A 23,120-nucleotide genomic window follows, 5' to 3' on the forward strand; every position below is an offset into this window, starting at 1 on the left:
CCAACCTGGGGGCGGACCTCCCGTTTCGCCCCCCCCGAAGCCGGCCCGAAATAACGGGCGCCCGGGTCTTCGGGGCGCCGTTTTCTGTTGGGCCGCAAGGGCAGCTCAGGCGGCCTTGCCGTTGGCGTTCAGCGCTTCGTCGGCCAACCGGCCGGTGAGTTCGGCCATGTGGTCGAAGACGGCCCGGTAGCTGGCGACACCCGCAGTGGCCGAGCGCAGCTCGATGATGAGGTCGCCGATCTCGGCCTGCGGCATGGTCGCCTCGACCACGTCCCATCCCGGCCAGTCGGGCCGCGCGTCGTAGCCGAGGATCTGGCCGCGCCGCTGCGGGATCAGAGCGATGATCTTCGACGTCGCATCCGACGGCGTGACGATCTCGACCTTCATCACCGGCTCCAGCAGCACCGGCGAGCACGCGGCCATGCCTTCCTTCATCGCCAGCTTCGCCGCCATCTGGAAGGCCATGTCGGAGGAATCGACCGCATGGTAGGAGCCGTCGGAAAGGTTGACGGCAACATCGACGACCGGGAAGCCGAGCGGGCCCGATTTCAGGTAATCGCGCACGCCGGTCTCGACCGACTGGATGTAGGTCTTCGGCACGACGCCGCCGGTGATCGTATCGGTGAACTGGAAGCCTGACCCGCGCGGCAGCGGTTTGATCTCGATCACGACGTCGCCGAACTGGCCGTGGCCGCCCGATTGTTTCTTGTGGCGGCCGCGCTGCTGCGTCGCTTTGCGGATCGTCTCGCGGTAGGGCACGGCCGGCACATGGCCTTCGACCGGGATCTGGTTCTTGCCTTCCAGCCGCTCGCGCACGACGCGCAGATGCATCTCGCCATGGCCAGACAGCACGGTTTCGGCCGAATCCTGGTTGTGATGCAGGTTGAGCGAGGGATCTTCCTCGGCCAGGCGCTGGATGGCCGCCGACATCTTGACCTCGTCCTTGCGCTCTTTCGGCCGCAGCGCGAAGGCGAAGACCGGTTGCGGCGGCGCCAGCGTGACCAGCGGCTGGATGCCGCCCTTGGTCGAGCTCAGCGTCTGGCCGGTCCTGACGGCGTCCAGCTTGCCGAGCGCGACCGTGTCGCCGGCCTTGGCCGAAGTCAGCTTGACCTGATCCTTGCCGAGCATCTTGTAGATGCCGGAGACCTTTGCCGTCTCGCCGTTGGGAAGGAACAGCTCGGCGGCGTCGGCGACCTGGCCGGACAGGATGCGCGAGACCGACAGCTTGCCGCCATGCGCGGTGTGGATGGTCTTCATCACCTGGACCACGGTGGCATTGCCATCGGGCGCGCCGAGACGCTGGCGCGTCGCCGCGATGTCGGGTGCGTCGTGACGGATCGCCTTCAACAGGCGCAGCACGCCATTGCCTTTCTCGGCGGTGCCGATCAGTACCGGCGTCACCGTGCCGTCGCGCAGATCTGCGGCGAGGTCGTCGAAGATCGCGTCCTTCGGCGGTTCGATCTCGTCCAGCAATTGCTCCATCAGGCGGTCGTCATGGTCGGCGAGCGTCTCCAGCATGGAAAAGCGCGCCTCGAGCTCGCGCGCCTTGTCGTCGCTCGGGATCTGGGCGACCTCGCTCTCGGCATATTCGCGGTAGATGTAGGCACGCTCCAGAGCGAGGTCGATCGAGCCGATGACGACGCCGTCCTTGCGCAGCGGGATCTGGCGCAGCAGCAATGGCACCGAGCTTGCCGGCTGCAGCATCTTCAGCGTGTCGCGCACACCTGCTATCGCCTTGTCGACCTTGTTCAGGAACAGCATGCGCGGCACGCCGAGCTCGTCGAGCTTGCGCATGATCAGCTGCAGGGCAGGGATCTTCTTCTCGTCGGCCTCGGCAACGACCACGGCGACGTCGCAGGCGGCCAGCACCGGCTCGGCTTCGAAGGAGAATTCGATCGAGCCGGGACAATCGACGAAGGTGAACGGCTCGCCCATGAAATCGGTGGTGGCGAAGGTCGCCTCGACGCTCATGCCGTGAGCGCGCGCCTCGGGCGAATGATCGGAAACGGTATTTCCGGACGAAACGGGATTCTGGCGGGGAATGGCGCCTGTACGGGCGAGTATGGCTTCGAGAAGTGTCGTCTTACCGCTTGCGAAGGGACCGACTATGGCAATGCATTTCGGTCCCGTGCGTCGTCCTCCGGCGCGAGTACCCATGGCTGACCTCCACTCAGGCGTTTCCCTGTGAGCGGCGGCCGGCCTGTCGGCCGTCGCGGGCGAGGCTTTTTTCAATTTGCCACCTACCCAAAGGGCATCGTCCCACGGGCAGGCCGGGAGGGCAAGGGATTTGAAGTTGAAGGGATTTGAAGTTGAGGCCGGTTCAGCCGGTGCCGGTCAGGCGCGACGCCAGCGGGGGTGCGTCCATGCGCTGCACCGCCACCGTCTCGGCAAAGCGCGCCAGCAACGGATTGAACAGGTCCGCGCGCTCCCAGAAAGGCGCATGCCCGGCGCCGGAGACGATGTGGCAATGCTCCCACAGCGAGCCGTATGCGAGCGTCTCAAAATAGCCGAGCCGGACGAACGGATCGTTCTCGCCATTGACGATAGCGACCGGAAACGCGGCTTGCTCGACCACCTGTCTCTGGTCGGCGCCCTTGCCGGTGAGCATGCCGCGCGTCACCGCGGCGCGCAGCCGGCCGTCGGTGCGCAGGATGGCTTGGCGAAAGGACGGATCGGCGGTGTCGCCGAAACACAGCGTCTCGAAGCGCTCGGCATCGCGTTCGGAATACGTCTTTTTGGACGCCAGCAGCATGTCCCAATGCGCGTGGAAGCCGCGCAGCATGCCGAAAGGACCCTTCGATACCGGCGGCGCGCCGGTCAGCATCAGCCCGCCGACGGCGCGGTGAAAACTGGCGAGTTCGATTGCCACGTGCCCGCCAAGCGACCAGCCGAAGACGACGGCGCGGCCGATGCCCAAGGCATCGAGGAGCTGGGCCGCCGATTGGGCAAGGCCGGCGATGGTGTAGTCCGTCGCCGGATCGCGGGCGTCCGACGATTCGCCATGGCCGGGCAGGTCGAAAGCAATCAACCGATGGGCAGCGGCCAACGGGCTGTCGAACTGGCGGGCGAATACGGCGCGCGAACTGCCTGAGCCGTGGATCAGGACAAGCGGGATGCCGGGTCCCGACGACTGGCTGAGGCGCAAATCCGCTTGCGGCGTGCGGATCGTGCGGTGGGAAACGGCCATATCTGATTTGGACCTTGGGATTGTCTCCAGGTCAACATCGCATGCCGAGGTCACCATGTTGTTTAGAACGGTGGTTAAGAAATGATTTCTGGGTTTCTGCCGGGTATGATGGCCGAATCCACCACAGCTAACCCCCGGAGCCTGATGATGGAATCCACACTCGACCTTCTCGTCTCGATCAGCAGCATCGCGACGCTCGGCCAATATGCCTGGTCGATGCGCGCGCATTTCCAGTCGCCGACCATGTCTCCAGGCGCGATGATCATTTCGGCCGTCGTGGTCGGCACGGCGCTGTTCTTTCTTGCGCTGCTGTGGATCGAGCGGCAGCCGGTGGCGGCGAAGATCGGCGGGCTCGCCATCGAACTGGCAAGCTCGGCGCTGTTCTGGTGGGCGATCTCGGTCTCCCGCAAGGCGGGGCTGCGGTTCGCATTCGATCCTGACAATCCCGACAGCCTGGTGACCGAAGGCCCTTATCTCCATGTCCGGCATCCGTTCTACACGTCCTACATCATCTTCTGGGTCGGATGGGGTATCGCGACCTGGTCGGTCTGGGCGGTGGTGCCGGTCGCCGGCATCGTTACGATCTACGTGATCGCGGCCTTGGACGAAGAGCGAAAATTTTCGCGGACAAGGTTGGCCGATGCCTACGACGCTTACCGCACGCGGACCGGTCTGTTCTGGCCGCGTTTTGCCCGCAGCCGGCAGGAGATGCAGCCGGCATCGGACGAAAGTGGTAGGGTCTAAGACACTGGATTGAATCGAGGATTTGCGACGATGAAGATCATTGCCTGCGGCAGCGTGCCGACGATTGTTGCGCCGGAAAAATACTTCACTGGCCGGGTTTTGCAGACGCCGATCATCGAGAAAGAGGCGCCGGCGCGGCTCAGAGCCACGCTGGTCAGCTTCGAGCCCGGCGCCCGCACCCACTGGCACACGCATCCGCTCGGCCAGACGCTCTATGTCACATCCGGTGCCGGTCTCGTGCAAAGCTGGGGCGGGCCGCTGCAGGAGATCAGGGCCGGCGACGTCATCTCCTTTGCGGCCGGCGAAAAGCACTGGCACGGCGCCGCGCCCAAATCGGCGATGACCCACATCGCCATGCAGGAGGCGCTCGAGGGTGCGCATGTCGATTGGCTGGAGAAAGTGAACGACGAGCAGTATGGCGGCTGAAACGTCTCAGACCAGCGCGGCGGTAAAGCGCTGGATGCGCGTGCAGGCCTCTTCGAGCAGAGCCTCCGACGTGGCGTAGGAGATGCGAAAATTCGGGCCGAGGCCAAAGGCCGAGCCGAAAACAACCGCCACGCCCTCGGCCTCGAGCAGTTCCGAGCAGAAGGTTTCGTCGCTGTCGATCACCTTGCCGCTCTTGGTCTTCCTGCCGATCAGCTGGGCACAGGAGGGATAGACGTAGAACGCACCCTCCGGCGACGGACAGGTGATGCCGCGCGCCTGGTTGAGCATCGAGACGACGAGATCGCGCCGGCCCTGGAAGATCGCCTTGTTCTTCGGGATGAAATCCTGCGGGCCGTTCAGCGCTTCGACCGCCGCCCATTGGGCGATGGTGCAGGCGCCGGAGGTCTGCTGGCCCTGGATCATGTCCATCGCCTTGATCAGCGGCACCGGGCCTGCCGCATAGCCGATGCGCCAGCCGGTCATGGCATAGGCCTTTGACACGCCGTTCATCGTCAGCGTGCGCTCATAGAGCTTCGGCTCGACCTCGGCGATGGTCTTGAAGACGAAGTCGCCATAAGTCAGGTGCTCGTACATGTCGTCGGTCAGCACCCAGACATGCGGGTGCTTCAACAGCACGTCGGCCAGGCCCTTGAGCTCCGCCTCGGTATAGGCGGCGCCCGAGGGGTTGGACGGCGAGTTCATCAACAGCCATTTGGTGCGCGGCGTGATCGCCTTTTCCAGCACGGCCGCCGTCAGCTTGAAGCCGTTGTCGATCGAGGTGTCGGCAAAGGCCGAGGTGCCGCCGCAGATTGCCACCATTTCGGGATAGCTGACCCAGTAGGGCCGCGGGATGATCACCTCGTCGCCGGGGTTCAGCGTCGCCATGAAGGCGTTGAACAGGATCTGCTTGCCGCCGGTGCCGACGATGGTCTGCTCAGGCCGGTAGTCGAGATTGTTCTCGCGCTTGAATTTTTTCGCGATCGCATCGCGCAGCGGCACGATGCCGGATACCGGCGGATACTTCGTCTCACCGCGGCGGATGGCCTCGATCGCGGCGTGCTTGATGTTGTCGGGGGTGTCGAAGTCCGGTTCGCCGGCGCCCAGCCCGATCACGTCGCGGCCAGCGTTTTTCAGCTCGCGCGCCTTCTGCGTCACCGCGATGGTCGCGGAAGGCTTTACGCGGGAAAGGACGTCGGCAAGAAAGGCCATGACAGATATCTCCAGAAAGGACCGGCGGGCGAAGGCGCTGCGGCGCCTCTCATGTCGCATCATCTGGTCAAGCGCAAGCCCAGCGCAGGCATTGTCGAATGAGCCAGCGCGCAATGCTGGCAACAATAAATTCATCAACGATCGGTAAAAGCTTGAACGGCAGGACCGTAGCCGGTCCGCCAGTCTCGCATAGCGAGGAACCGTGACACGCAGCATCGGGCTTGCCCATATCATCCGCCATGATGACGGCACCGCCAGCGGTGTCTGGGGGGTCTATACGCTGCAAAGCGCGTTCCAGCCGATCTTCGCCTTCAACAAGGGCAAGCTTTCCGTCGTCGCGTTCGAGGGGCTGATCCGGCCGTTCCGCGAAGGCGAGCCGCAGCCGCCAATGAGTTTCTTCAACAGTTGTCCGGCGGTCGACCGCCTGCATATCGAGGCGCTGACACGGACGCTGCACCTTCTGAACGCCGGCGCCTGCCTGCCGCGAGACGCCTCCATCTTCATTAATTTCGATCCATCGGTGTTCACCGACCGCAGCATCGCCGACAAGGCGCTGCGCGAAATGCGGCTGGTGCTGCACGAGGCCGACATCGATCCGCGCCGCGTCGTCTGCGAGGTCACCGAACAGAAATCGGCGTCGCAGGAAACGCTCTACAATTTCGTCGAGGCGCTCAGGGGCAATGGTTTGCGCATTGCCGTCGACGATTACGGCGCCGACGAATCCGACATCAATCGCATCAAGGAACTCAGGCCAGACATCGTCAAGTTCGACGCCGACTGGATCATGACGCTGATGGAGTCCGGTGCCGGCTTCGCCTTGCTGACCGCTATGGTGACCAGCTTCGAAGAGCAAGGCATCCGTACGGTATTCGAGGGCATCGAGACGGGCTGGCAGCTCGAGCTCGCCGAAAAGTCGGGCGCCTCGATGGTGCAAGGCTTCGTGCTGGCACGCCCGGAGCTTGCACCGACCAGCTTTCACGTCTTCGACAAGGCCGGGCAGGCATCAGCGGTGTCGCCCGATAAGGACAAAGTTCCCGCGGCCGTTTCGCCATCGCGGCGGCCGATGCGGGCCTTTGGCCGCAGGGTGGCATCGTGACCGGGCGGGCCGACATGCGGCGCAAGGTCGGCGAAGCGATCTTTGCCGACGAGGTCGGCATCGAATATGGCGTCTACGGCGCATTTCGGCTGAGGAGCGCCTATCAGCCGGTCTTCGCGCCGCGCGGCAGGTTTCTCGCCGCCGTCGCGGTCGAGGGACTGATCGAGCCGCACCGCGCAGGCAGGCCGGTGGCGCCGCAAATCTTCTTCGAAGGCGTGCCGGCAGCGGATCGGCTGTTTGTCGAAACCATGTGCCGGGTGTTGCATTTGCGCAACTTCCGCAACATCGGCGTCGACGGGCTCGACCTGTTCTTCAACTACAATCCGCTGATCAACGATGACCCCGCACGGGCCCTAGCCGAAATCAGGCTGATGACCAGGCATCTGGCGGATTTCGGCCTGCATCCCGGCATGCTGGTCTGCGAGATTACCGAGCAGGCGGCCGGCGACAAGGTGCTTGTCAGCCTGGCGCGCGAGATGCGGCGCGACGGCGTCCGCATCGCCATCGACGATTTCGGCACCGGGCATTCGACCGAAGAAAGGGTAGCGCTGGTGCAGCCCGACATCGTCAAGATCGACGGCACCTGGTTCGCAGAATTCTGCCGCCATGCCGCCGCCGAGCGGTTTTTCCGGCCGCTGGTTTCAACGCTGCACGACCGTGGCGCCAAGGTGCTGGTCGAAGGCGTCGAGAACGCCACGCATCTGCGCGTCGCGCTGGATGGCGGCGTCGACCTGCTGCAGGGCTTTTACCTTGCCCGGCCGGCGCTGGCCGGTACGCTGTTCGACGAGGAGCCGCTGTCGATCGACAGGCTGCTTGGCAGGGACAACAACGTCATCCCCCTATTCGGCTAGGATATGTCGAGATTCAAGTGATGCCGGCCTGCGAACGGCGGTTTCCTGCGCTTCCGGTGCTCACGTACCCAAAGTACGCTCCGCTCCGGTTCTCGGAACCCACCCTTCTCGGCTCGGCCTGACTTGAATCTCGATATATCCTGAAATGCATCAGCGGCGCTGATGCTTACGCCAAAACAAATCACTGGATGAAGCCGCCGCTGCCGCGATAGAGGCTGGATCAAGCCCTGAGACGGGTGGTTGCGAGCAAGGGGGAGCACCGATGATACTCTATGGAATGATCGACAGCGGCAATTGCTACAAGCCGCGCCTGTTGATGGCCAAGCTCGGCATCGCTTTCACCAATGTCGAGGTCAGCTCGCACACCGGCGACACGCGCAAGCCCGACTATGTCGCGAAAAACCCGAACGCCATGGTGCCGCTGCTCGAACTCGACGACGGCCGCCGGCTGGCCGAATCCAATGCCATCCTGCTCTATCTCGCCGACGGCACGCGGTTTCTGCCGGCGGACAGATACGAACGCGCGCTGGCCTATCAGTGGCTGTTCTTCGAGCAATACAGCCATGAGCCTTATATCGCCGTGCGCAGGGCGCTGCTGACCTTCCCTGAAAGAGCCAAGGATGCGACGCCGGAGCGGCTGGCCCTGACGCTGGAGCGCGGCAACAAGGCGCTCGGTGTCATGGACAAGCACCTGGCCGGGAGCAGCTTCTTCGCCGGCAATGCGCTCAGCGTCGCCGACATCGCGCTCTATGCCTATACGCATACGGCCGAGACGGGCGGGTTTCAGCTCGACGCCTATCCGGCGGTTGCCGCCTGGCTGAAAAGGGTCGAGGCCGATCCGGGGCACGTGCCGCTGGAGTGGCTGCCTTAGTCACGCTTCTCGGCGCTTCGCGGCTCGCTCCGGAGGTCGGGCTTGCGGCCCTCGGCCGATGACGTGAATGGTCGCGCGGCTATTTCAGCAGGCGATCATATTCGGAATGGGTGCCTATCCAGAACCAGACCACGTCATCGTGGTCGCGAACAGCCACGGCGCGGTAGTTGATATCAACCCGCGCCGACCAGTAGCGCCCGACCTGTTTGAAATGCAACGACGGGTGGAACGGGTCAGAATTCAGTTTGGCGAAACGTCTGTTCGCCTTTGCTCTGATTAACGAGGGCAGTTTTGCGTAGGCCTCCCAAAACGAGGGAGTAGCAAAATGATTCACAGAGGCCGGGTCCGGCCGGCGCGATGATCAGCCAAGGCCTGCTCGGCAAGCTTGTCCAGCCTGCCGCCCTTGGCGTCGGCTTCGATCTGCCGGTCCCACATGTCGGCCTGCAGCGCCTCGAACCATGCGGCAAACGCTCTCAGCTCTTCGGGGCTTAGTTCGGCAACGGATTTCTCAATCTGTTCAAGCTTGCTCATGAATCAATAGTACCACATTGGGCCAAAAACACCACAAAGTGGGACTATAGGCCCAAGGCAGCGGTTCACTGGAATCCAGACAGCAAAAAGGCGGGACAAAATCCCGCCTTCCCATGCTTGGTAGCCTGATCGGGAGCGTTTTGGCCGGGCCGGCAGCAATCTGCTGCTTCGGCTTGTCGGGTCTTTCGCTCCGGCGCGCTTCTCGCGCGACCGCCAGTACATCCGTGACTTGCCGCGCGCCCCGGGCGATCGCCGGCGCGCGCCATTCGCAAAATCAGGCTGCCTTGCTCAGAGATCCAGCGGACGACTTGCCAGTGCGGCGGTCCTGCTCGATCTCGAAGTTGATCTTCTGGCCTTCGACCAAGGTCGACAGTCCAGCACGCTCGACTGCGGAGATGTGGACGAAAACGTCCGCGCCGCCGCTGTCAGGCTGAATGAAGCCGAAACCCTTGGTGGAATTAAACCACTTGACCGTACCTGTTGCCATTTCGATAGTCCTTTACGTTTGCTTTAGTTTGACTGGGCCGAAACCCAGCCGGTTTGTATCGAGATTTTGGAGATAGAACGTCAGCAAACGCGAAGATCGCGAGGCCCGGATCGATCGGCCGAAATATCAATGGACCGCATATAATATGCCTTCGCGCAAAAAACAAGACGGGGCGGAAAATGGCGCGACGGCAACGCTGCCCAACGGCCGCCCCAATCGCGTGAGAGCGTCGTTGTTGCGCGCCTGACCCGGGAGGATCGCGCCGGCTTCGGGCGCGACCGGGTTTTGGGGAGAGGGACATGAAAATCGTTCTGCTTGCCGCTTGCCTGACGCTGGTGGCCGCCGAGGCGCAGGCGGGCTCGCGCTACGACCCGACCCGCATGAGCTGCGGCAAGGTGCAGGCGACGATCGCGCGCGAGGGCGCGGTCATCCTGCGTTACAGATCGGCGCGCGTGCCGGGGCTGGCGCTCTACGACCGCTACGTGCGGAGCCAGCAATTCTGCGACATCGGCGAGGTCAGGGCGCGGGCCTCGGTGCCGAGCGCCGACACGAATTCCTGCACCGTCTACAAATGCAAGCGGGTGGAGATCGACCGGCGTTTTCGCCGGCGCCTGCTTCCGGATTAGAGTGGGACGAAATGGTGCGCCGGGTGCCGGCCTCGCCTGAATATCAGCACCACTAAAACCCGAACGACACCTGCGCCGGGGGCGGCGGGCCGACGCGTACGCCTTCCATGGCCAGCATCTTTTCTTTGGTGGCCGAGCCGCCGGCCGCGGAAAATCCGCCGATCTTGCCGCCGGCGGCAAGGATGCGGTGACAGGGTATGACCAGCGGCACCGGGTTGGCGCCGAGTGCGGCGCCCGTCTCACGCGCCAGCCCGGCATGGCCGGCGCGTTTGGCCAGTTCGCCATAGGTGGTGGTTTCGCCGAAGGCGAGTTTTCGCGCCGCGTCATAGATCGCCAGGCGGAACTCGTCGACGCCGCTGAGATCGACCGGCACGCCGGAGAAATCGATATCCTCGCCGGTGGCATAGGCCTTGATCGACGCGATCAGCTCGGCAACCCATTGCGGCTCGGGCTTCGCAGGCTGCTCGGCGGCGGCATGGCGCAGCAGCCGGCGCTCGACCGTGTCGCGGTTGCGCTGCGGCAGGCAGAGCCGGGTCAGCCCGGCTTCGCTCCAGGCGATACCCATGAAGCCGAGCACGGTTTCGAAGACCGCGTGGCCGACGGTGGCATGAGAGGCGTCCATGGCGTGCTCCTTTCCGGAATCCTTCCAAGTACAAATCCAGAACAATATCGCATTTCGCGGCCCGGCTCGCCACCCGAAAACCACCGGCTACCGCGGATTGCCCGGGGAAAGATGCTGGTGTAAGGACTTCTTAACATCCGACGAACCGGACCCGAGCGCCGCTTGCCAGCAAAATTCCTCTTTCCCGTCCTTGCGGCGGTGTTGGCCGTGGCCGCTCTCAGCGGTTGCACCTCGACTTCGCCGGTGACCCCGACGCCAGCCTTCACCGAAAATACGGCCAATACCGATGCCGGCTTTACGTTGGCGCTGCCTGACACGGTTTCGGTCCTGCCGGAGCCGTCCGGCGTCGCCCAGACAGCGGCGCTGCCGATCGAGCCGGCCGCCGCCTTTGCCGGGCCGACGCCGCTGGCGGCAAGTACCCCCGCCGTCATGACCGCCAACGCGCTGCCTGTTACCGCGACGCCAGCCGTCGCCATGCCGGTCAGCCAACAGACCGAGGCCATGCCCGGCGTTCAGCCGGTTTCCTACACGCTGCCGCAGGACCCGGCCGTTCTGGCCGCGACCGACCCCACCGAGCGTCAGTCGAACGCCGGCGGCCGCAGCGAGATCGAGCGACTGATCGAGAAATATTCCGCGCTTTACCAGGTGCCGGTCGATCTGGTGCGCCATGTCGTCAACCGCGAGAGCACGTTCAACCCGAAAGCCTACAATCACGGCCATTGGGGGCTGATGCAGATCAAGCACGCGACGGCGCGCGGCATGGGCTATGACGGGCCGGCAAGCGGCCTGTTCGATGCCGAGACCAATTTGAAATATGCGGTGAAATATCTGCGCGGCGCCTGGCTGGTCAGCGGAGGCAACCCCAAGCGGGCCGACCGGCTCTACCAGAGCGGCTATTATTACGACGCCAAGCGCAAGGGGATGCTGGGCGAAACCGGCCTCGGCAGCGACAGCCTGCGCCGCCGCATGCAGCCCGATGCCTGAGCCGGGTCCGCTGGCGCCAAACGACATCCGCCTGCGCAAGATCCTCGACGACACGCTTCTGGCGCCGCGCTGGCCCGAAGGTTTTTTCATGCGCGCCTTCGAAGCCGCGGATGCACTCGCTTTGCATACGCTGTTGACCGCGGTGTTCGACGATGGCGCCGACGGGCCGTTCGACGAATGGTGGCCGCGCATTTCGGCCGACGCGGAATTCGACCCAGCTTTGTGTTTCCTGGTCATCGACGGCAAGGGCCGGCTGGCGGGCGCGGCGCTCTGCTGGACACGGGCGTTCGTCAAGGATCTTGCCGTCCACCCCGAGGCGCGCGGCAACGGCATTGCCGAGGCACTGATGCGGCACGCGTTTGCGGTGTTTCAGGCAAGGGGTGCTGCGCATGTCGATCTCAAGACCAATACCGTCGAGAACGCGGCTGCGGTCAGGCTCTATCAGCGGCTGGGGATGGTCGAGGTCGATTGGGCGGCGTGAGGGGTCGGGGCAGGCGGGCGCTCGACCGTAGAAGTCGGCGCCGCCCCTCATCTGCCTGCCGGCATCTTTCCCCGTAGAGGGACGGGGAGAAGGGGGCTGGCGGCAAACTCAGCTCCCTTTCTTCAACTCTGGAGATTGGCGAAACCGTCGGCGAAGGCACCTTTCTCCCCGTCACTATACGGGGAGAAATGCCCGGCAGGGCAATGAGGGGCAGCGCACACCTCATGTGATTTGACGCTGCGGCGCGCTGACCTACCCTCTAATGCCGGAACCGGGGAGACGAGCGATGCAGTCACCTTTCAACCGGAGCATCACGCTGGCAGCGGCGGTAATCCTTGCTGCCGTCAGTGCGGCCTATGCCCATCACGGCTGGTCGTGGACGCAGGACGGGTTTTTCGAACTCAAGGGCAAGATCACGGCCATCTATATCGGCAATCCGCACGCCACGCTGGACGTCGATGCCGAGGGCGAGGCCTGGCGGGTGGAGATGGCGACGCCGTCGCGCACGATCGCCGCCGGCTTCACCGAGGAGGTCGCCAAGATCGGCGACGAGGTGACCGCGATCGGCAACCGCTCGCGCGACGAGACCGAAAAGCGCATGAAGGCGGTCCGCGTCATCGTCGGCGGCAAGACCTATGACGTCTATCCTGACCGCGTGCCGCCGGCCTGAATGGACGGGTTTTTCGCCGGCATCGAGCAACTCGCTTTGGTGCGGGGACTGAAGGCCTCCTTCGTCGCCTACCCCATCGTCAATGCGCTCCACATCATGTCGATCGGCGCGCTGCTGACCAGCGTCTGGCTCATGGATCTCAGGATCCTCGGCGCCTTCCGCTCGCTGCCGCAGGCGCCGTTCATCGCGCTGCTGCGCCGCACCGCATTGGCCGCGTTCGCCGGCGCGCTTGTCACGGGCTCGCTGCTGTTTTCAGTCAGGCCGAGCGAGTATGCGGCGATGCCCATCTTCCTCGCCAAGATGACGCTCATCCTGCTTGCCGGAGCAAACTTCCTCGTCTTCGTGCGCCGCGCAAAAGGCGGTGATGAGCCGGCCGGCGGGGCCGCGACCGTGCTGGCGGTGCTTTCGCTGGTGCTGTGGACGTCCGTGCTGTTTGCGGGGCGGTTTATTGGATTTCTCGGCTGAGGTGAGCGGCGGCAAATTAGCCGGTTGGCGATCATCTCGGGCAGCAGGGCATCCGTCATTTCTGGAGTTCCAAGCTTGGCTTCGCGTCCCCCAAACGCGCGCCATCGGCACCAACGAGCCTGTGGAACCTGATGGATTTTACCCCGGATTGGCACGAGCGTTGCAGTATGGCGTCGCGTACTGTCACCAGTGATTTGCGGGCTATTGTCGGGCGGGACACCTCTCGTCCGACACGACTTCGCTCGGTGTCACCTTGGCGAGCCAGCCAGTCCTCCGAACCTCACAAGGGAGGAAGGCAACTGCTACTTGTCGACGAAGTCGCCTTCGCTTGCTCACTCACCAAGTAGAACACTGAAAAACGCCTGGTTTCGCTTCTTGGCGTTCTCAACCAACGTTTCATAGCCTATCGCCTGTATAAATATCTCTTCATGATCCCTAAATCGAAAAAATATTTTCGGATTCCAGTCATTCTTGAAGTCATGCTTCCGAAGTAGGTTAACCATGCTTGGTGTATGGTCGGCGATTATAAATGAAAAACGGCGAATGACACCGGTAAAGGCAATATGGCTTCCGTCTGTCTTGTTTATCCCCCCTCGATCTGTTGCCTGCTCCAGGGTGTTTATCACCTGAAGAACTGGGTCGAGTTTTTCATTTCCAAATTTATAATCGTCACGGCTCGGTTTTTTAAACTCTATAATATTTATGGTTGTGCCATCGTTGTCGCCGAGAATTATACTGTCATCGAAGAAAATCAAATCGGCTACTTTGTCCCCTAACTTCCTTCGCCCGCCCTGCAGCGTCCGATCGCTGGACACGTAAGGTAAGAATGCTAGCGCATCATCAATGAGCCAAAGATTGTGAGAAAAGTACTCGGTATTCACACTGTCGGAAAATCGTCTAAAAACAAGCTCGTGTATGACGTCTTCGGGCTCTCTTTTTCCGTCTGACTTAAATTTCCGAGCCGCTTCCAAAAGCTCGATAATGTTCTTCCTGTGTATTACATACTCCGCCAAAGCTTCCTTTTTTGCGGCATCGATTTTACTGACTATCTCAGATAGTTTCTCGCTGTAATTCTCAGGATCACCCGCAGCAAGAGAGATTGCTTTTGACAGGTCGCCCGATGCTCTGAACCGCTCGATGGCCAGATCGGAAACGAATTCCTCTGCTGACCAGTTATTAGGCTTTGCTGCAACGTATTCGCTTACTGTTCTGCCGCGCAGTCCCAATCGTAGAATTGGATTTTCGCGAAGCGCATCTCCAAGATCGCTAGACTGCTCATCCTTGATCTTTTCAATTTGAGAGACCTCTGTCTTCTCAATTACATCGCTTATCGCTGAAACTATGTTTTCAATTGATTTTGGCGGAAGATTTATGCCTGTTCTTGCGTCATTAAGGCGTGTCTCAAATGCAGGCCCTCTGACTACCGCGATCACTATATATTTCTCACCCTTTTCATCAACGAAAAATGGTTGACCGAGTTTATTAGTCAGGTCACGCGGCTTTCCGACAATTCGATCTGCAGCAGAAAGTAAAAGGCAGTGGCTATTAAAAGTTCTGGTCTTCGGGATGCGGGTTACGGAGTATTCTAATTTTTCATTTTCCCCATCGATCTCGCATTCTATCTGACCGGAGTCGGATTCAACAAAAACGCTTTTGAAGTGCTCGGTTATGTCTTGTGGAGCCAACTCGTCGAATTGAATAGTAATCTTTGGAAGCCATTTGTACAAAAAATAGGGCAGGAAATGGCTGCCTATTTCATCAGCGACGTGGTCTGGACGTAACCCACGTATCAAATCGTGCCAGTTCGTCAGAGGCTGACGGTATTCTACCTGGAGTCCGGAATCGCGGAACTTAGGCTCGCCTCCGATGAACATAATTTCATTGTCATTTGCTATATCAAATTTGAAAGATCTGGATCTTTCAATGGAAAAAAAATTGTATCTGCTTTGATACAATATGGAAGAATATACTTTGAAGGCAATGAACCGGCCGAAACCTCGGCCGTTTTCCTTAAGTTTGTAGCCGGAAAAAGGTGTTCGAAAAGATTTATAGTTTTCGTCCGTTAGGCCTATCCCATTGTCTGCTATCGTAACACGAAATTTCAATGGGTCGGCCGGATGGATGAAATGTACTTCAATTTTCCCATTTTCGGCGGCGCTATTTTTGAATCTTGCCTCAATACCGTGCATCCCATTCGAGATAGCCTCTAGGACTGGAAGCAGAAAACTATGAAGATCGTAGCCGAGATGTGTTCGTGATAGGACTGCTCGCATATCGGGTTTCAAAAGTTCGTCAGAAATACTTTCAATCATGACAGGGCCCCTCCCATCTCAAATCCTACATCACCTGCCATATTCTGTTCAAGGGAACGACATGTCACCCGCTTTCAGCGCAACGATGGCGTCCGCGATGGTTGCGTGAGAGCGTCGGGTAGTAGGGGCACCGTCAGCACCCTTCCTCTTGTGGGAAACGGTGGGTCGGCAGTAACACCGAGACGGGGTGTTGGATCGCAGCATTGGCGGGACAGCGCCCCCCTCTGGCCTGCCGGCCATCTCCCCCACAAGGAGGGAGATTGGCTAATCGCCTACGCGAAGTACTCCTGCAGCGGCCTCACTTCCAAGCTCCCCGCCTTCAGCGCGGCAATCGCCTCGGCCACCGCGGCGGCCCCCGAGAGCGTGGTGTAATACGGCACCTTCTGCATCAGCGTCGCGCGGCGCAGCGATTTTGAGTCCGACACCGCCTTCTGGCCGTCCGTGGTGTTGAAGACGATCTGCACCTGGCGGTTGCGGATGGCGTCCTCGATGTGCGGGCGGCCTTCCAGCACCTTGTTTATCTTCTCGGCGGCGACGCCATTCTCGGCGAGGAAGCGTGCGGTGCCTGAGGTGGCCAGCACTTTAAAACCCTGGCCGGCGAGGCGCTTGACCGCCGGCAAGATGCCCTTCTTGTCCTCGTCGCGCACCGAGACGAACAGCGTGCCCGCGCGGGGGAGATCAACACCCGCCCCGAGCTGGCTCTTGGCGAAGGCCAGCGCGAAGTCGCGGTCGAGGCCCATGACCTCGCCGGTCGAGCGCATTTCCGGGCCGAGCAATATGTCGACGCCGGGGAAGCGGGCGAACGGGAATACCGCTTCCTTGACGGCGATGTGGCCGGGGTTGCGCGGGTCGGGCATGGCGCCGTAGTGGGCGAAGGCGTCTTCCAGGCTTTCGCCGGCCATGATGCGGGCAGCAATCTTCGCGATAGGCCGCCCGATGGTCTTGGCGACGAAGGGCACGGTGCGCGACGCCCGCGGGTTGACCTCCAGCACATAGACGGTGCCGTCCTTGATCGCATATTGCACGTTCATCAGCCCGCCGACATTGAGCGCGCGGGCAAGTGCTGCCGTCTGGCGCTCCAGCTCGTCGACCAGCTCGGAGGGCAGCGAATGCACCGGCAGCGAACAGGCCGAGTCGCCCGAATGGATGCCGGCCTCCTCGATGTGCTCCAATATGCCGGAGACGTAGGTCGACCTGCCGTCGCAAAGGCAATCGACGTCGACCTCGATGGCGCCCGACAGATAGGTATCGAACAGAAGCGGGTTCTTGCCGAGCAGCGTGTTGATCTGGCCGGTCTTGTCGTTGGGGTATTTCTGCTTGATGTCCTCCGGCACCAGGCCGGGCACGGTGTCGAGCAGATAGGATTGCAGCATGCTCTCGTCGTGGATGATCTGCATGGCGCGGCCGCCGAGCACATAGGACGGGCGCACCACCAGCGGGAAGCCGAGCTCGCCGGCGACGAGGCGGGCCTGCTCGACCGAATAGGCGATGCCGTTCTTCGGCTGGCTGAGGCCAAGCTTGTGCAGCAGCTTCTGGAAGCGGTCGCGGTCCTCGGCCAGATCGATCATGTCGGGCGAGGTGCCGAGGATCGGGATGCCGGCCTTCTCCAGCGCATCCGCCAGCTTCAGCGGCGTCTGGCCGCCGAACTGGACGATGACGCCGACGAGCTCGCCGGACGCCTGCTCGGCGCGCAGGATCTCCAACACGTCCTCCGGCGTGAGCGGCTCGAAATAGAGCCGGTCGGAGGTGTCGTAGTCGGTCGACACGGTCTCGGGATTGCAGTTGATCATGATCGCCTCGAAGCCGGCGTCGCGCAGCGCAAAAGCGGCATGGCAGCAGCAATAGTCGAACTCGATGCCCTGGCCGATGCGGTTGGGGCCGCCGCCGAGGATGACGACCTTCTTGCGCGACGAGACCTGCGCCTCGTTGGCGAGCGCGCCGGCAAACGGCACCTCATAGGTCGAATACATGTAGGCGGTGGGCGAGGCGAATTCGGCGGCGCAGGTGTCGATGCGCTTGTAAACCGGATGAACGTCGAGCTTGTCGCGTATCTTCTGGATCTCTTCGACATCCTTCCTGACCAGGGAGGCGAGGCGGGCGTCCGAAAAACCCATCGCCTTCAGCATGCGCAGATTGGCGGCGTCCTCGGGAATTCCGTGCTCGCGGATGCGGGCTTCCATGTCGAGAATGCCGGCGATCTGTTCGAGGAACCACGGGTCGATCTTGCACATCGCGTGCACGTCTTCGAGCGAAGTGCCCATGCGGATCGCTTGCGCCACCATGCGCAGCCGGTCCGGCGTCGGCGTGCCCAAGGCGGCGCGGATGGCGTTGCGGTCGTCGACGTGGCTGGCAGCTGTCGTCCCATGGCCGATGCCGGGGATCTCGATTTCGTCCAGACCGGTCAGGCCGGTCTCCAGCCCGCGCAGCGCCTTCTGCAGCGATTCCTGGAAGGTGCGGCCGATGGCCATGACCTCGCCGACCGACTTCATCGAGGTGGTCAGCACTGGCTCGGCGCCGGGAAACTTCTCGAAGGCAAAGCGCGGGATTTTTGTCACGACATAGTCGATGCTCGGCTCGAACGAGGCCGGCGTTGCTCCGCCGGTGATGTCGTTCTCGAGCTCGTCCAGCGTGTAGCCGACGGCGAGCTTGGCGGCGATCTTGGCGATCGGAAAACCGGTCGCCTTGGAGGCCAGCGCCGACGAGCGCGAGACGCGCGGGTTCATCTCGATCACCACCAGGCGGCCGTCGGCCGGGTTGACGGCGAACTGCACGTTGGAGCCGCCGGTCTCGACGCCGATCTCGCGCAGCACCGCGATCGAGGCGTTGCGCATCATCTGGTATTCCTTGTCGGTCAGCGTGAGCGCTGGGGCGACGGTGATCGAATCGCCGGTATGCACGCCCATCGGGTCGATGTTCTCGATCGAGCAGACGATGATGCAGTTGTCGGCTTTGTCGCGGACAACCTCCATCTCATACTCCTTCCAGCCGAGCACGCTCTCCTCGATCAGCACTTCGGTGGTCGGCGAGGCGTCGAGGCCGGACTGGACGATCTCGAAGAATTCGGCGCGGTTGTAGGCGATGCCGCCGCCGGTGCCGCCCATAGTGAAGGAGGGGCGGATAATGGCGGGCAGGCCGACATGGTCGAGCGCTTGTGCTGCAATCGCCATGGCATAGCTGATATAGCGCTGCTTGCGGTCGCCCTCACCGAGGTTCCAGCGCGTTTCCAGAGCATCGAGCGCGGCGTCGAGATTTTCCGGCTTCTCGGCCTTCAGCGCGGCGCGCTCGGCCTCGTGCGTCTTGCGGTCGGTGTTCTTGACGTCGGTTGCGTTGGCCAGCATCGACTTCGGCGTTTCCAGGCCGATCTTGTTCATCGCCTCGCGAAACAGCGCGCGGTCCTCGGCCTTGTCGATTGCGGTGGCGTCGGCACCGATCATCTCGACCTGATAGCGGTCGAGCACGCCCATGCGGCGCAGCGACAGAGCGGTGTTGAGCGCGGTCTGGCCGCCCATGGTCGGCAGCAGCGCGTCCGGCCGCTCCTTGGCGATGATCTTGGCCACCACTTCGGGCGTGATCGGCTCGATGTACGTGGCGTCGGCCAGTTCCGGATCGGTCATGATGGTGGCCGGATTGGAATTGACCAGGATAACGCGAAAACCCTCTTCCTTCAGCGCCTTGCAGGCCTGGGTGCCGGAATAGTCGAATTCGCAGGCCTGGCCGATGACGATGGGGCCGGCCCCGATGATCAGGATCGACTTGATGTCGGTGCGTCTTGGCATGTCGAGGGTCCGTTCGGCGGGCGGCTTGCACAAAAAGCCGGACGGGATGACCCGGCCGGTTGTGCTCGCGATTCTGGTATCAGGCTAGGAGGGCCTTATAGGGAAGAGTTTTGCCGGATGTAAGCCCCTAAAATGGCAGGCAGTAGGGCAGTAGGGCAGTAGGGCAGTAGGGCAGAGGTTCGAGTGCCCTTTAAACATATTGCCCTACTGCCCTACTGCCTTATTCCCCTCATCACTATCCCCAGCGCCAACTGGTCCGTGATCTCGAAGCGTTCGGAAGCACCGACGCGGATCATGTTCAGGCTGCCCTCGCGGGTGAAGCGGAATTCGCCGGGCGCGTCCGCACCGGCCGGCTTGCCGGCCTTGAAGCTGATGATGCGCGTGCCGCCATCGGGCCAGGTCACGGTCACGTCGGTCTTGTCGCCGGTGCGCACCACGCCTGCCTTGCAGCTGGTCATCGGCTGGCCGAGATAGCGCGCACAGGGGATGGCGTTGCCGGCACCGGGTACCGGTGTCCCCGGCGGCTGAAGCCGCGCAACGGTCTGTGCGTCGGCCGGGGGCGCCGCGTTGGCCGCGCCGAAATTCTGGACGGGACCCACTGCCGCGGGCGGCGATCCATCAACCTGTCCAGTCGTGGGGTTTCCACCGGCCAGGGCCAGGCGGTAAGCATCCTCGATCGCCACCCTGCCGATCGCGTCAGGGGAATTCAGCGGCGTTTCGGGAGCGGTCGCGCCGAGGCGCGTTGTCAGGTCGGGCAGCGGCTGAGGCGCAGGGTTCTCCGCACTGGCCGCCACCTGCGGTGTCACTTGCCGGGGATTGATAGGGTCGAGGTAGCGTGCGGGCGCCCATCCGCTCATCTTCGGGTCATCAATGTCTTCAACCTTGCACCATTTGTAGCCGCTGACGTCGCCGCAGCCGAGATTTTTCACGCTCGAACCACTCGGCAGCCGCGCCTCGATCTTGCCCATGGCCGACGCCGTGGCGCGCACGTTCAGGAGGTCATCCGGAGCGAGACCCGTCACAATCGAGACGATGGGCTCCGGCTCCTGGCCGTTGGCCGGCAACTCCGCCAGCATCAGCGGAGCGGCGATCACCGCAAGCAGCGTCGTCGGGAGTGTTACTGTGCGCCTAATCATCTGCCATGGGCGGTAGGTTCAATTGCCGAAGGCGCGGCCAGGCACGAAAGCGCCATCGCACGCCAGCCGGTTTTTATAGGCGACGAGACGGCGCTGTGTAAGCCCGAAAAGGTGCCGCGTGTTGAATCGCGACCAGGCCACTTCCGTGAACTAACAGCCGGCAAAATATTGCACATTTCATGTAAATATGCACTGTCTCAAGTAAGGTTGAGGAGGGCAATATGGTCGACCTTGAAATATTTGCGCAGGTGGAAAACATAGTTCGCCAGCGTATCAAGAAAACGCGCGCCGAGATTGAGGCTTCACTTGGCCACATCGCCAACGGCAATCCGCTGGCCGCCGAACAGACCCTCTCCAGGCGCCTCGACAGGTTGCAGGTAAAGGCGTCGCTCAGCCGCACCGAAGCGGAGATGATATCGGCAGCGATCGACATGAGGTCTGCCGGGGAAAGAAAGGCCGCCGCCAAGCAGCCAGGGCCGGAGGCAATTCTCGGCCCAACGCTCGATTTCATCGGGGTCGCATTCCTCGAGCGTGGGCGCCGTGCTGCCGATGCGGTTGGCCGCGTTGCCTTTCTCAACGGCAATCCACAAGGATCGGGTTTTCTGGTCGGGCCAAGGCTGTTCCTCACAAACAACCATGTGATTTCGTCGCCGGCGGATTCCCGGCGCTTCCAGGTCCAGTTCGATTATGAGCAGGACGGTGCGAATGCCGTGCGTACGCCGACGACGTTCCTGTTCGATCCTGAATCCTGTTTCGTGACCGATAGCATAGAGGGTCTGGACTATACGCTGATCGGAGTCGGCGAGCGGCGTTCCGGTCCAAAGGAACTGGGGGAGTTCGGTTTTATCTCGCTGTCGGATGCGCGCGACAAGCATATGCTCGGCGAAATCGCCAACATCGTTCAGCATCCCGATGGCCGCTTCAAGGAACTGGTGTTGCGTGAAAACCGGCTGGTGGCCCGCGACGAAACGGTGCAAGTGCTGCACTATGTCGCCGACACCGAACAGGGTTCGTCCGGCTCCCCGGTCTTCAACAATGAATGGGAACCTATCGCCCTGCACCATTGGGCCGGCCCGTTCCACGAGGTGACGGGCATAGGTGGCTATGCGCTCGCGCGCGAGATCAACGAAGGCATACGGATCAGCGCCATCGTTGACCATCTGGGTGCTAGAAAGTCCAAGCTGCCGGGCTCCTCGGCATCGGCGGTTTCGCAAGCTCTGGTGATTTGGGCCGGCATGCCGCGCATGATGGACGAGACAGTTCGGCTGAACGCCGATATTCGCGAAGATGTGCCGGACAAGCCGGTGCAGCGGTCGGAACCGGATCGCAATCCGCCGGCGACGAGACACAATGCCGATGGCTCGGTCACCTGGACTTTTCCCGTCGAGATAAATGTCCGGGCGCCGCTGATCGACCGCGACGGAGGCGATGCGAGACGAAACGACGGCAAAGGCCCGGCAAGCGAACCCGGGAAGGTGGCCATCGCCGAGGCCGCGGGTTGGAAAACAGAGGATTTCGACGATCGTGGAGGGTATGAGCCCGGCTTCATACCGGGCTTTGTCCTGGCAATGCCGACGGTTGCCAATTCACCCTACCGGTTGGCCAAAAACCTTCTTGCCAAACCGGGAGAGGACCCACACGAATTGCGCTACCATCATTTTTCGATCTTGATGAACGCCGATCGCAGGCTTGCCTTCGTCACCGCCTGCAATATCGATGGATCCCGCACCAAGGCGGTCAATCGTGAGGACAAGACGGTCATCGACAACCCGTCGCTTCTCGAATTGGGGGTGGAGTCGATTTCCGGTTCGGAAGCCAGCGATGCTTTCCGGCCCGATCGGCGCATCGACCTTGGCGAGCAGATGAACCAGGAATTCTATTCGAGCCAGAATGTCCCTGGATTTCCCGTCGCAAAATCCAAGGAACGAATCGCTCGAATGTTCCAGAAGGGCCATATTACACTTCGCGGCGACCCCGCATGGGGCGTCGATCAGGAGGCGGTCGCGGCAGAACGCGACACGTTCTTTTATACCAATGCTGCGCCGCAAGTCGGCTTCTTCAATCAAGGAAGCTCGCTTAACCATCCCGGCTCCAAAGGGAAGTTGAGATGGCGCGCGGTAGAAACCTATGTGCTGCGCAACGCCTATACGACGCGAGGCCGTGTCACGGTGTTTGCCGGGCCAGTGTTCGGTGAGGACGATCCTCCCTACCGCTTCGACAGCCATGTCCCCCTGAAGTTCTGGAAGATAGCGCTGTGGTCCGATCAAGCTGGCCTGCGCGCCATCGCGCTGCTGGCGGACCAGAAGCCGGTTTTGGAAGTGATGCCCGAAGCGTTCGGCGAGCGGGACGAGGCATTCGATGACCCGCTTGAAATTGCCCGGGTATCGGAGTTCCTTTCGACGGTGGCCGAGATTGAAGAGCTGACCGGCCTGAACTTTGGCCAGCAGGTGCGCGACGCCGACATTCGGGCCGGTTCCGAATCCGCCCCAGCACAGAGTTTCAACCCAACGCAACTAGCGCCCAAGACGTCACGGCCAAAGCCTTCGGCGACCAAGACTTCGACGTCCAGCGCCCGACGTCCTGCTAAGCGATCGGCGTCTGACGACTGAAGCTTGGACCGGTCGCGACTTCTGCCGCTCGAAGGCG

The 23,120-nt window shown here is 62.1% G+C and carries 21 protein-coding genes; 11 read left to right on the forward strand and 10 right to left on the reverse strand.

The window, feature by feature from the left end; all coding sequences use genetic code 11:
- Positions 1 to 105: 105 nt before the first annotated feature.
- Positions 106 to 2,157 (reverse strand): elongation factor G, encoded by a 2,052-nt coding sequence (locus NKH99_RS26960; RefSeq protein WP_353016582.1) that lies wholly within the window; start codon positions 2,155 to 2,157, stop codon positions 106 to 108.
- A gap of 163 nt (positions 2,158 to 2,320) precedes the next feature.
- Positions 2,321 to 3,187 carry an alpha/beta fold hydrolase gene (locus tag NKH99_RS26965; RefSeq protein WP_353016585.1) on the reverse strand — a complete coding sequence of 289 codons (867 nt, stop codon included), beginning with the start codon at positions 3,185 to 3,187 and terminating at the stop codon, positions 2,321 to 2,323.
- A gap of 144 nt (positions 3,188 to 3,331) precedes the next feature.
- Here NKH99_RS26965 and NKH99_RS26970 point away from each other — a divergent pair, with 144 nt between their 5' ends.
- A complete protein-coding gene (locus NKH99_RS26970) occupies positions 3,332 to 3,931 on the forward strand; it encodes a methyltransferase family protein (RefSeq protein WP_353016588.1) in 600 nt (199 codons plus the stop codon).
- A 30-nt stretch (positions 3,932 to 3,961) separates the two neighbouring features.
- Positions 3,962 to 4,357 carry a (R)-mandelonitrile lyase gene (locus NKH99_RS26975; protein ID WP_352683825.1) on the forward strand — a complete coding sequence of 132 codons (396 nt, stop codon included), beginning with the start codon at positions 3,962 to 3,964 and terminating at the stop codon, positions 4,355 to 4,357.
- A gap of 6 nt (positions 4,358 to 4,363) precedes the next feature.
- On the opposite strand, the gene NKH99_RS26980 is transcribed toward NKH99_RS26975, so the two are convergent.
- Complete coding sequence (locus NKH99_RS26980) at positions 4,364 to 5,566, reverse strand: pyridoxal phosphate-dependent aminotransferase (RefSeq protein ID WP_353016591.1); 1,203 nt, start codon at positions 5,564 to 5,566, stop codon at positions 4,364 to 4,366.
- A 202-nt stretch (positions 5,567 to 5,768) separates the two neighbouring features.
- Here NKH99_RS26980 and NKH99_RS26985 point away from each other — a divergent pair, with 202 nt between their 5' ends.
- The 3 genes from NKH99_RS26985 to NKH99_RS26995 all read left to right on the forward strand — a co-directional run bounded on the left by NKH99_RS26985 (position 5,769) and on the right by NKH99_RS26995 (position 8,384).
- A complete protein-coding gene (locus NKH99_RS26985; protein WP_352816137.1) occupies positions 5,769 to 6,662 on the forward strand; it encodes an EAL domain-containing protein in 894 nt (297 codons plus the stop codon).
- Positions 6,659 to 7,513 carry an EAL domain-containing protein gene (locus tag NKH99_RS26990; protein ID WP_023678335.1) on the forward strand — a complete coding sequence of 285 codons (855 nt, stop codon included), beginning with the start codon at positions 6,659 to 6,661 and terminating at the stop codon, positions 7,511 to 7,513. The genes NKH99_RS26985 and NKH99_RS26990 overlap by 4 nt, the downstream gene beginning before the upstream one ends.
- A gap of 262 nt (positions 7,514 to 7,775) precedes the next feature.
- Positions 7,776 to 8,384 carry a glutathione S-transferase family protein gene (locus NKH99_RS26995; protein WP_353016594.1) on the forward strand — a complete coding sequence of 203 codons (609 nt, stop codon included), beginning with the start codon at positions 7,776 to 7,778 and terminating at the stop codon, positions 8,382 to 8,384.
- Between the two features lie 79 nt (positions 8,385 to 8,463).
- Here NKH99_RS26995 and NKH99_RS27000 read toward each other — a convergent pair whose 3' ends face one another.
- From NKH99_RS27000 to NKH99_RS27010, 3 genes are all read right to left on the reverse strand, one after another.
- Entirely contained in the window at positions 8,464 to 8,718 is a 255-nt protein-coding gene (locus NKH99_RS27000; RefSeq protein ID WP_352616729.1) for a type II toxin-antitoxin system RelE family toxin, read from the reverse strand.
- Positions 8,715 to 8,915 carry a hypothetical protein gene (locus NKH99_RS27005; protein WP_352475039.1) on the reverse strand — a complete coding sequence of 67 codons (201 nt, stop codon included), beginning with the start codon at positions 8,913 to 8,915 and terminating at the stop codon, positions 8,715 to 8,717. Before NKH99_RS27005 ends, NKH99_RS27000 begins: the two co-directional genes overlap by 4 nt.
- A 274-nt stretch (positions 8,916 to 9,189) precedes the next feature.
- Positions 9,190 to 9,402 carry a cold-shock protein gene (locus NKH99_RS27010; protein WP_023678332.1) on the reverse strand — a complete coding sequence of 71 codons (213 nt, stop codon included), beginning with the start codon at positions 9,400 to 9,402 and terminating at the stop codon, positions 9,190 to 9,192.
- A 299-nt stretch (positions 9,403 to 9,701) separates the two neighbouring features.
- Here NKH99_RS27010 and NKH99_RS27015 point away from each other — a divergent pair, with 299 nt between their 5' ends.
- On the forward strand, positions 9,702 to 10,028 hold the full coding sequence (locus tag NKH99_RS27015) for a hypothetical protein (RefSeq protein ID WP_352772958.1): 327 nt from the start codon (positions 9,702 to 9,704) through the stop codon (positions 10,026 to 10,028).
- Between the two features lie 52 nt (positions 10,029 to 10,080).
- Here the strand turns inward: NKH99_RS27015 and NKH99_RS27020 are convergent, their stop codons facing one another.
- Positions 10,081 to 10,650, reverse strand: a complete 570-nt coding sequence (locus NKH99_RS27020) for a methylated-DNA--[protein]-cysteine S-methyltransferase (protein WP_353016597.1) — start codon at positions 10,648 to 10,650, stop codon at positions 10,081 to 10,083.
- 207 nt (positions 10,651 to 10,857) lie between these two features.
- On the opposite strand from NKH99_RS27020, the gene NKH99_RS27025 reads away from it, so the two are divergent.
- From NKH99_RS27025 to NKH99_RS27040, 4 genes are all read left to right on the forward strand, one after another.
- The gene (locus tag NKH99_RS27025; RefSeq protein ID WP_353016600.1) at positions 10,858 to 11,634 is read left to right on the forward strand and encodes a transglycosylase SLT domain-containing protein; all 777 of its coding nucleotides are present in this window, start codon (positions 10,858 to 10,860) and stop codon (positions 11,632 to 11,634) included.
- Complete coding sequence (locus NKH99_RS27030) at positions 11,627 to 12,115, forward strand: GNAT family N-acetyltransferase (RefSeq protein ID WP_353016603.1); 489 nt, start codon at positions 11,627 to 11,629, stop codon at positions 12,113 to 12,115. The genes NKH99_RS27025 and NKH99_RS27030 overlap by 8 nt, the downstream gene beginning before the upstream one ends.
- A 286-nt stretch (positions 12,116 to 12,401) precedes the next feature.
- Positions 12,402 to 12,785 carry a DUF6152 family protein gene (locus NKH99_RS27035; RefSeq protein WP_353016606.1) on the forward strand — a complete coding sequence of 128 codons (384 nt, stop codon included), beginning with the start codon at positions 12,402 to 12,404 and terminating at the stop codon, positions 12,783 to 12,785.
- Complete coding sequence (locus NKH99_RS27040; RefSeq protein WP_353016609.1) at positions 12,786 to 13,250, forward strand: DUF6644 family protein; 465 nt, start codon at positions 12,786 to 12,788, stop codon at positions 13,248 to 13,250.
- A gap of 332 nt (positions 13,251 to 13,582) precedes the next feature.
- Here NKH99_RS27040 and NKH99_RS27045 read toward each other — a convergent pair whose 3' ends face one another.
- The 3 genes from NKH99_RS27045 to NKH99_RS27055 form a co-directional block, all read right to left on the reverse strand.
- On the reverse strand, positions 13,583 to 15,562 hold the full coding sequence (locus tag NKH99_RS27045; RefSeq protein ID WP_353016612.1) for an ATP-binding protein: 1,980 nt from the start codon (positions 15,560 to 15,562) through the stop codon (positions 13,583 to 13,585).
- A gap of 272 nt (positions 15,563 to 15,834) precedes the next feature.
- Entirely contained in the window at positions 15,835 to 19,338 is a 3,504-nt protein-coding gene (carB, locus tag NKH99_RS27050) for a carbamoyl-phosphate synthase large subunit (protein ID WP_353016615.1), read from the reverse strand.
- Between the two features lie 212 nt (positions 19,339 to 19,550).
- Complete coding sequence (locus NKH99_RS27055) at positions 19,551 to 20,432, reverse strand: SH3 domain-containing protein (RefSeq protein WP_353016617.1); 882 nt, start codon at positions 20,430 to 20,432, stop codon at positions 19,551 to 19,553.
- Between the two features lie 263 nt (positions 20,433 to 20,695).
- Here NKH99_RS27055 and NKH99_RS27060 point away from each other — a divergent pair, with 263 nt between their 5' ends.
- A complete protein-coding gene (locus NKH99_RS27060; RefSeq protein WP_353016620.1) occupies positions 20,696 to 23,083 on the forward strand; it encodes a DNA/RNA non-specific endonuclease in 2,388 nt (795 codons plus the stop codon).
- Positions 23,084 to 23,120 lie beyond the last annotated feature (37 nt).

Source organism: Mesorhizobium sp. M0854 (assembly GCF_040319815.1).
In the GTDB taxonomy this organism is placed as follows: Bacteria; Pseudomonadota; Alphaproteobacteria; order Rhizobiales; family Rhizobiaceae; genus Mesorhizobium.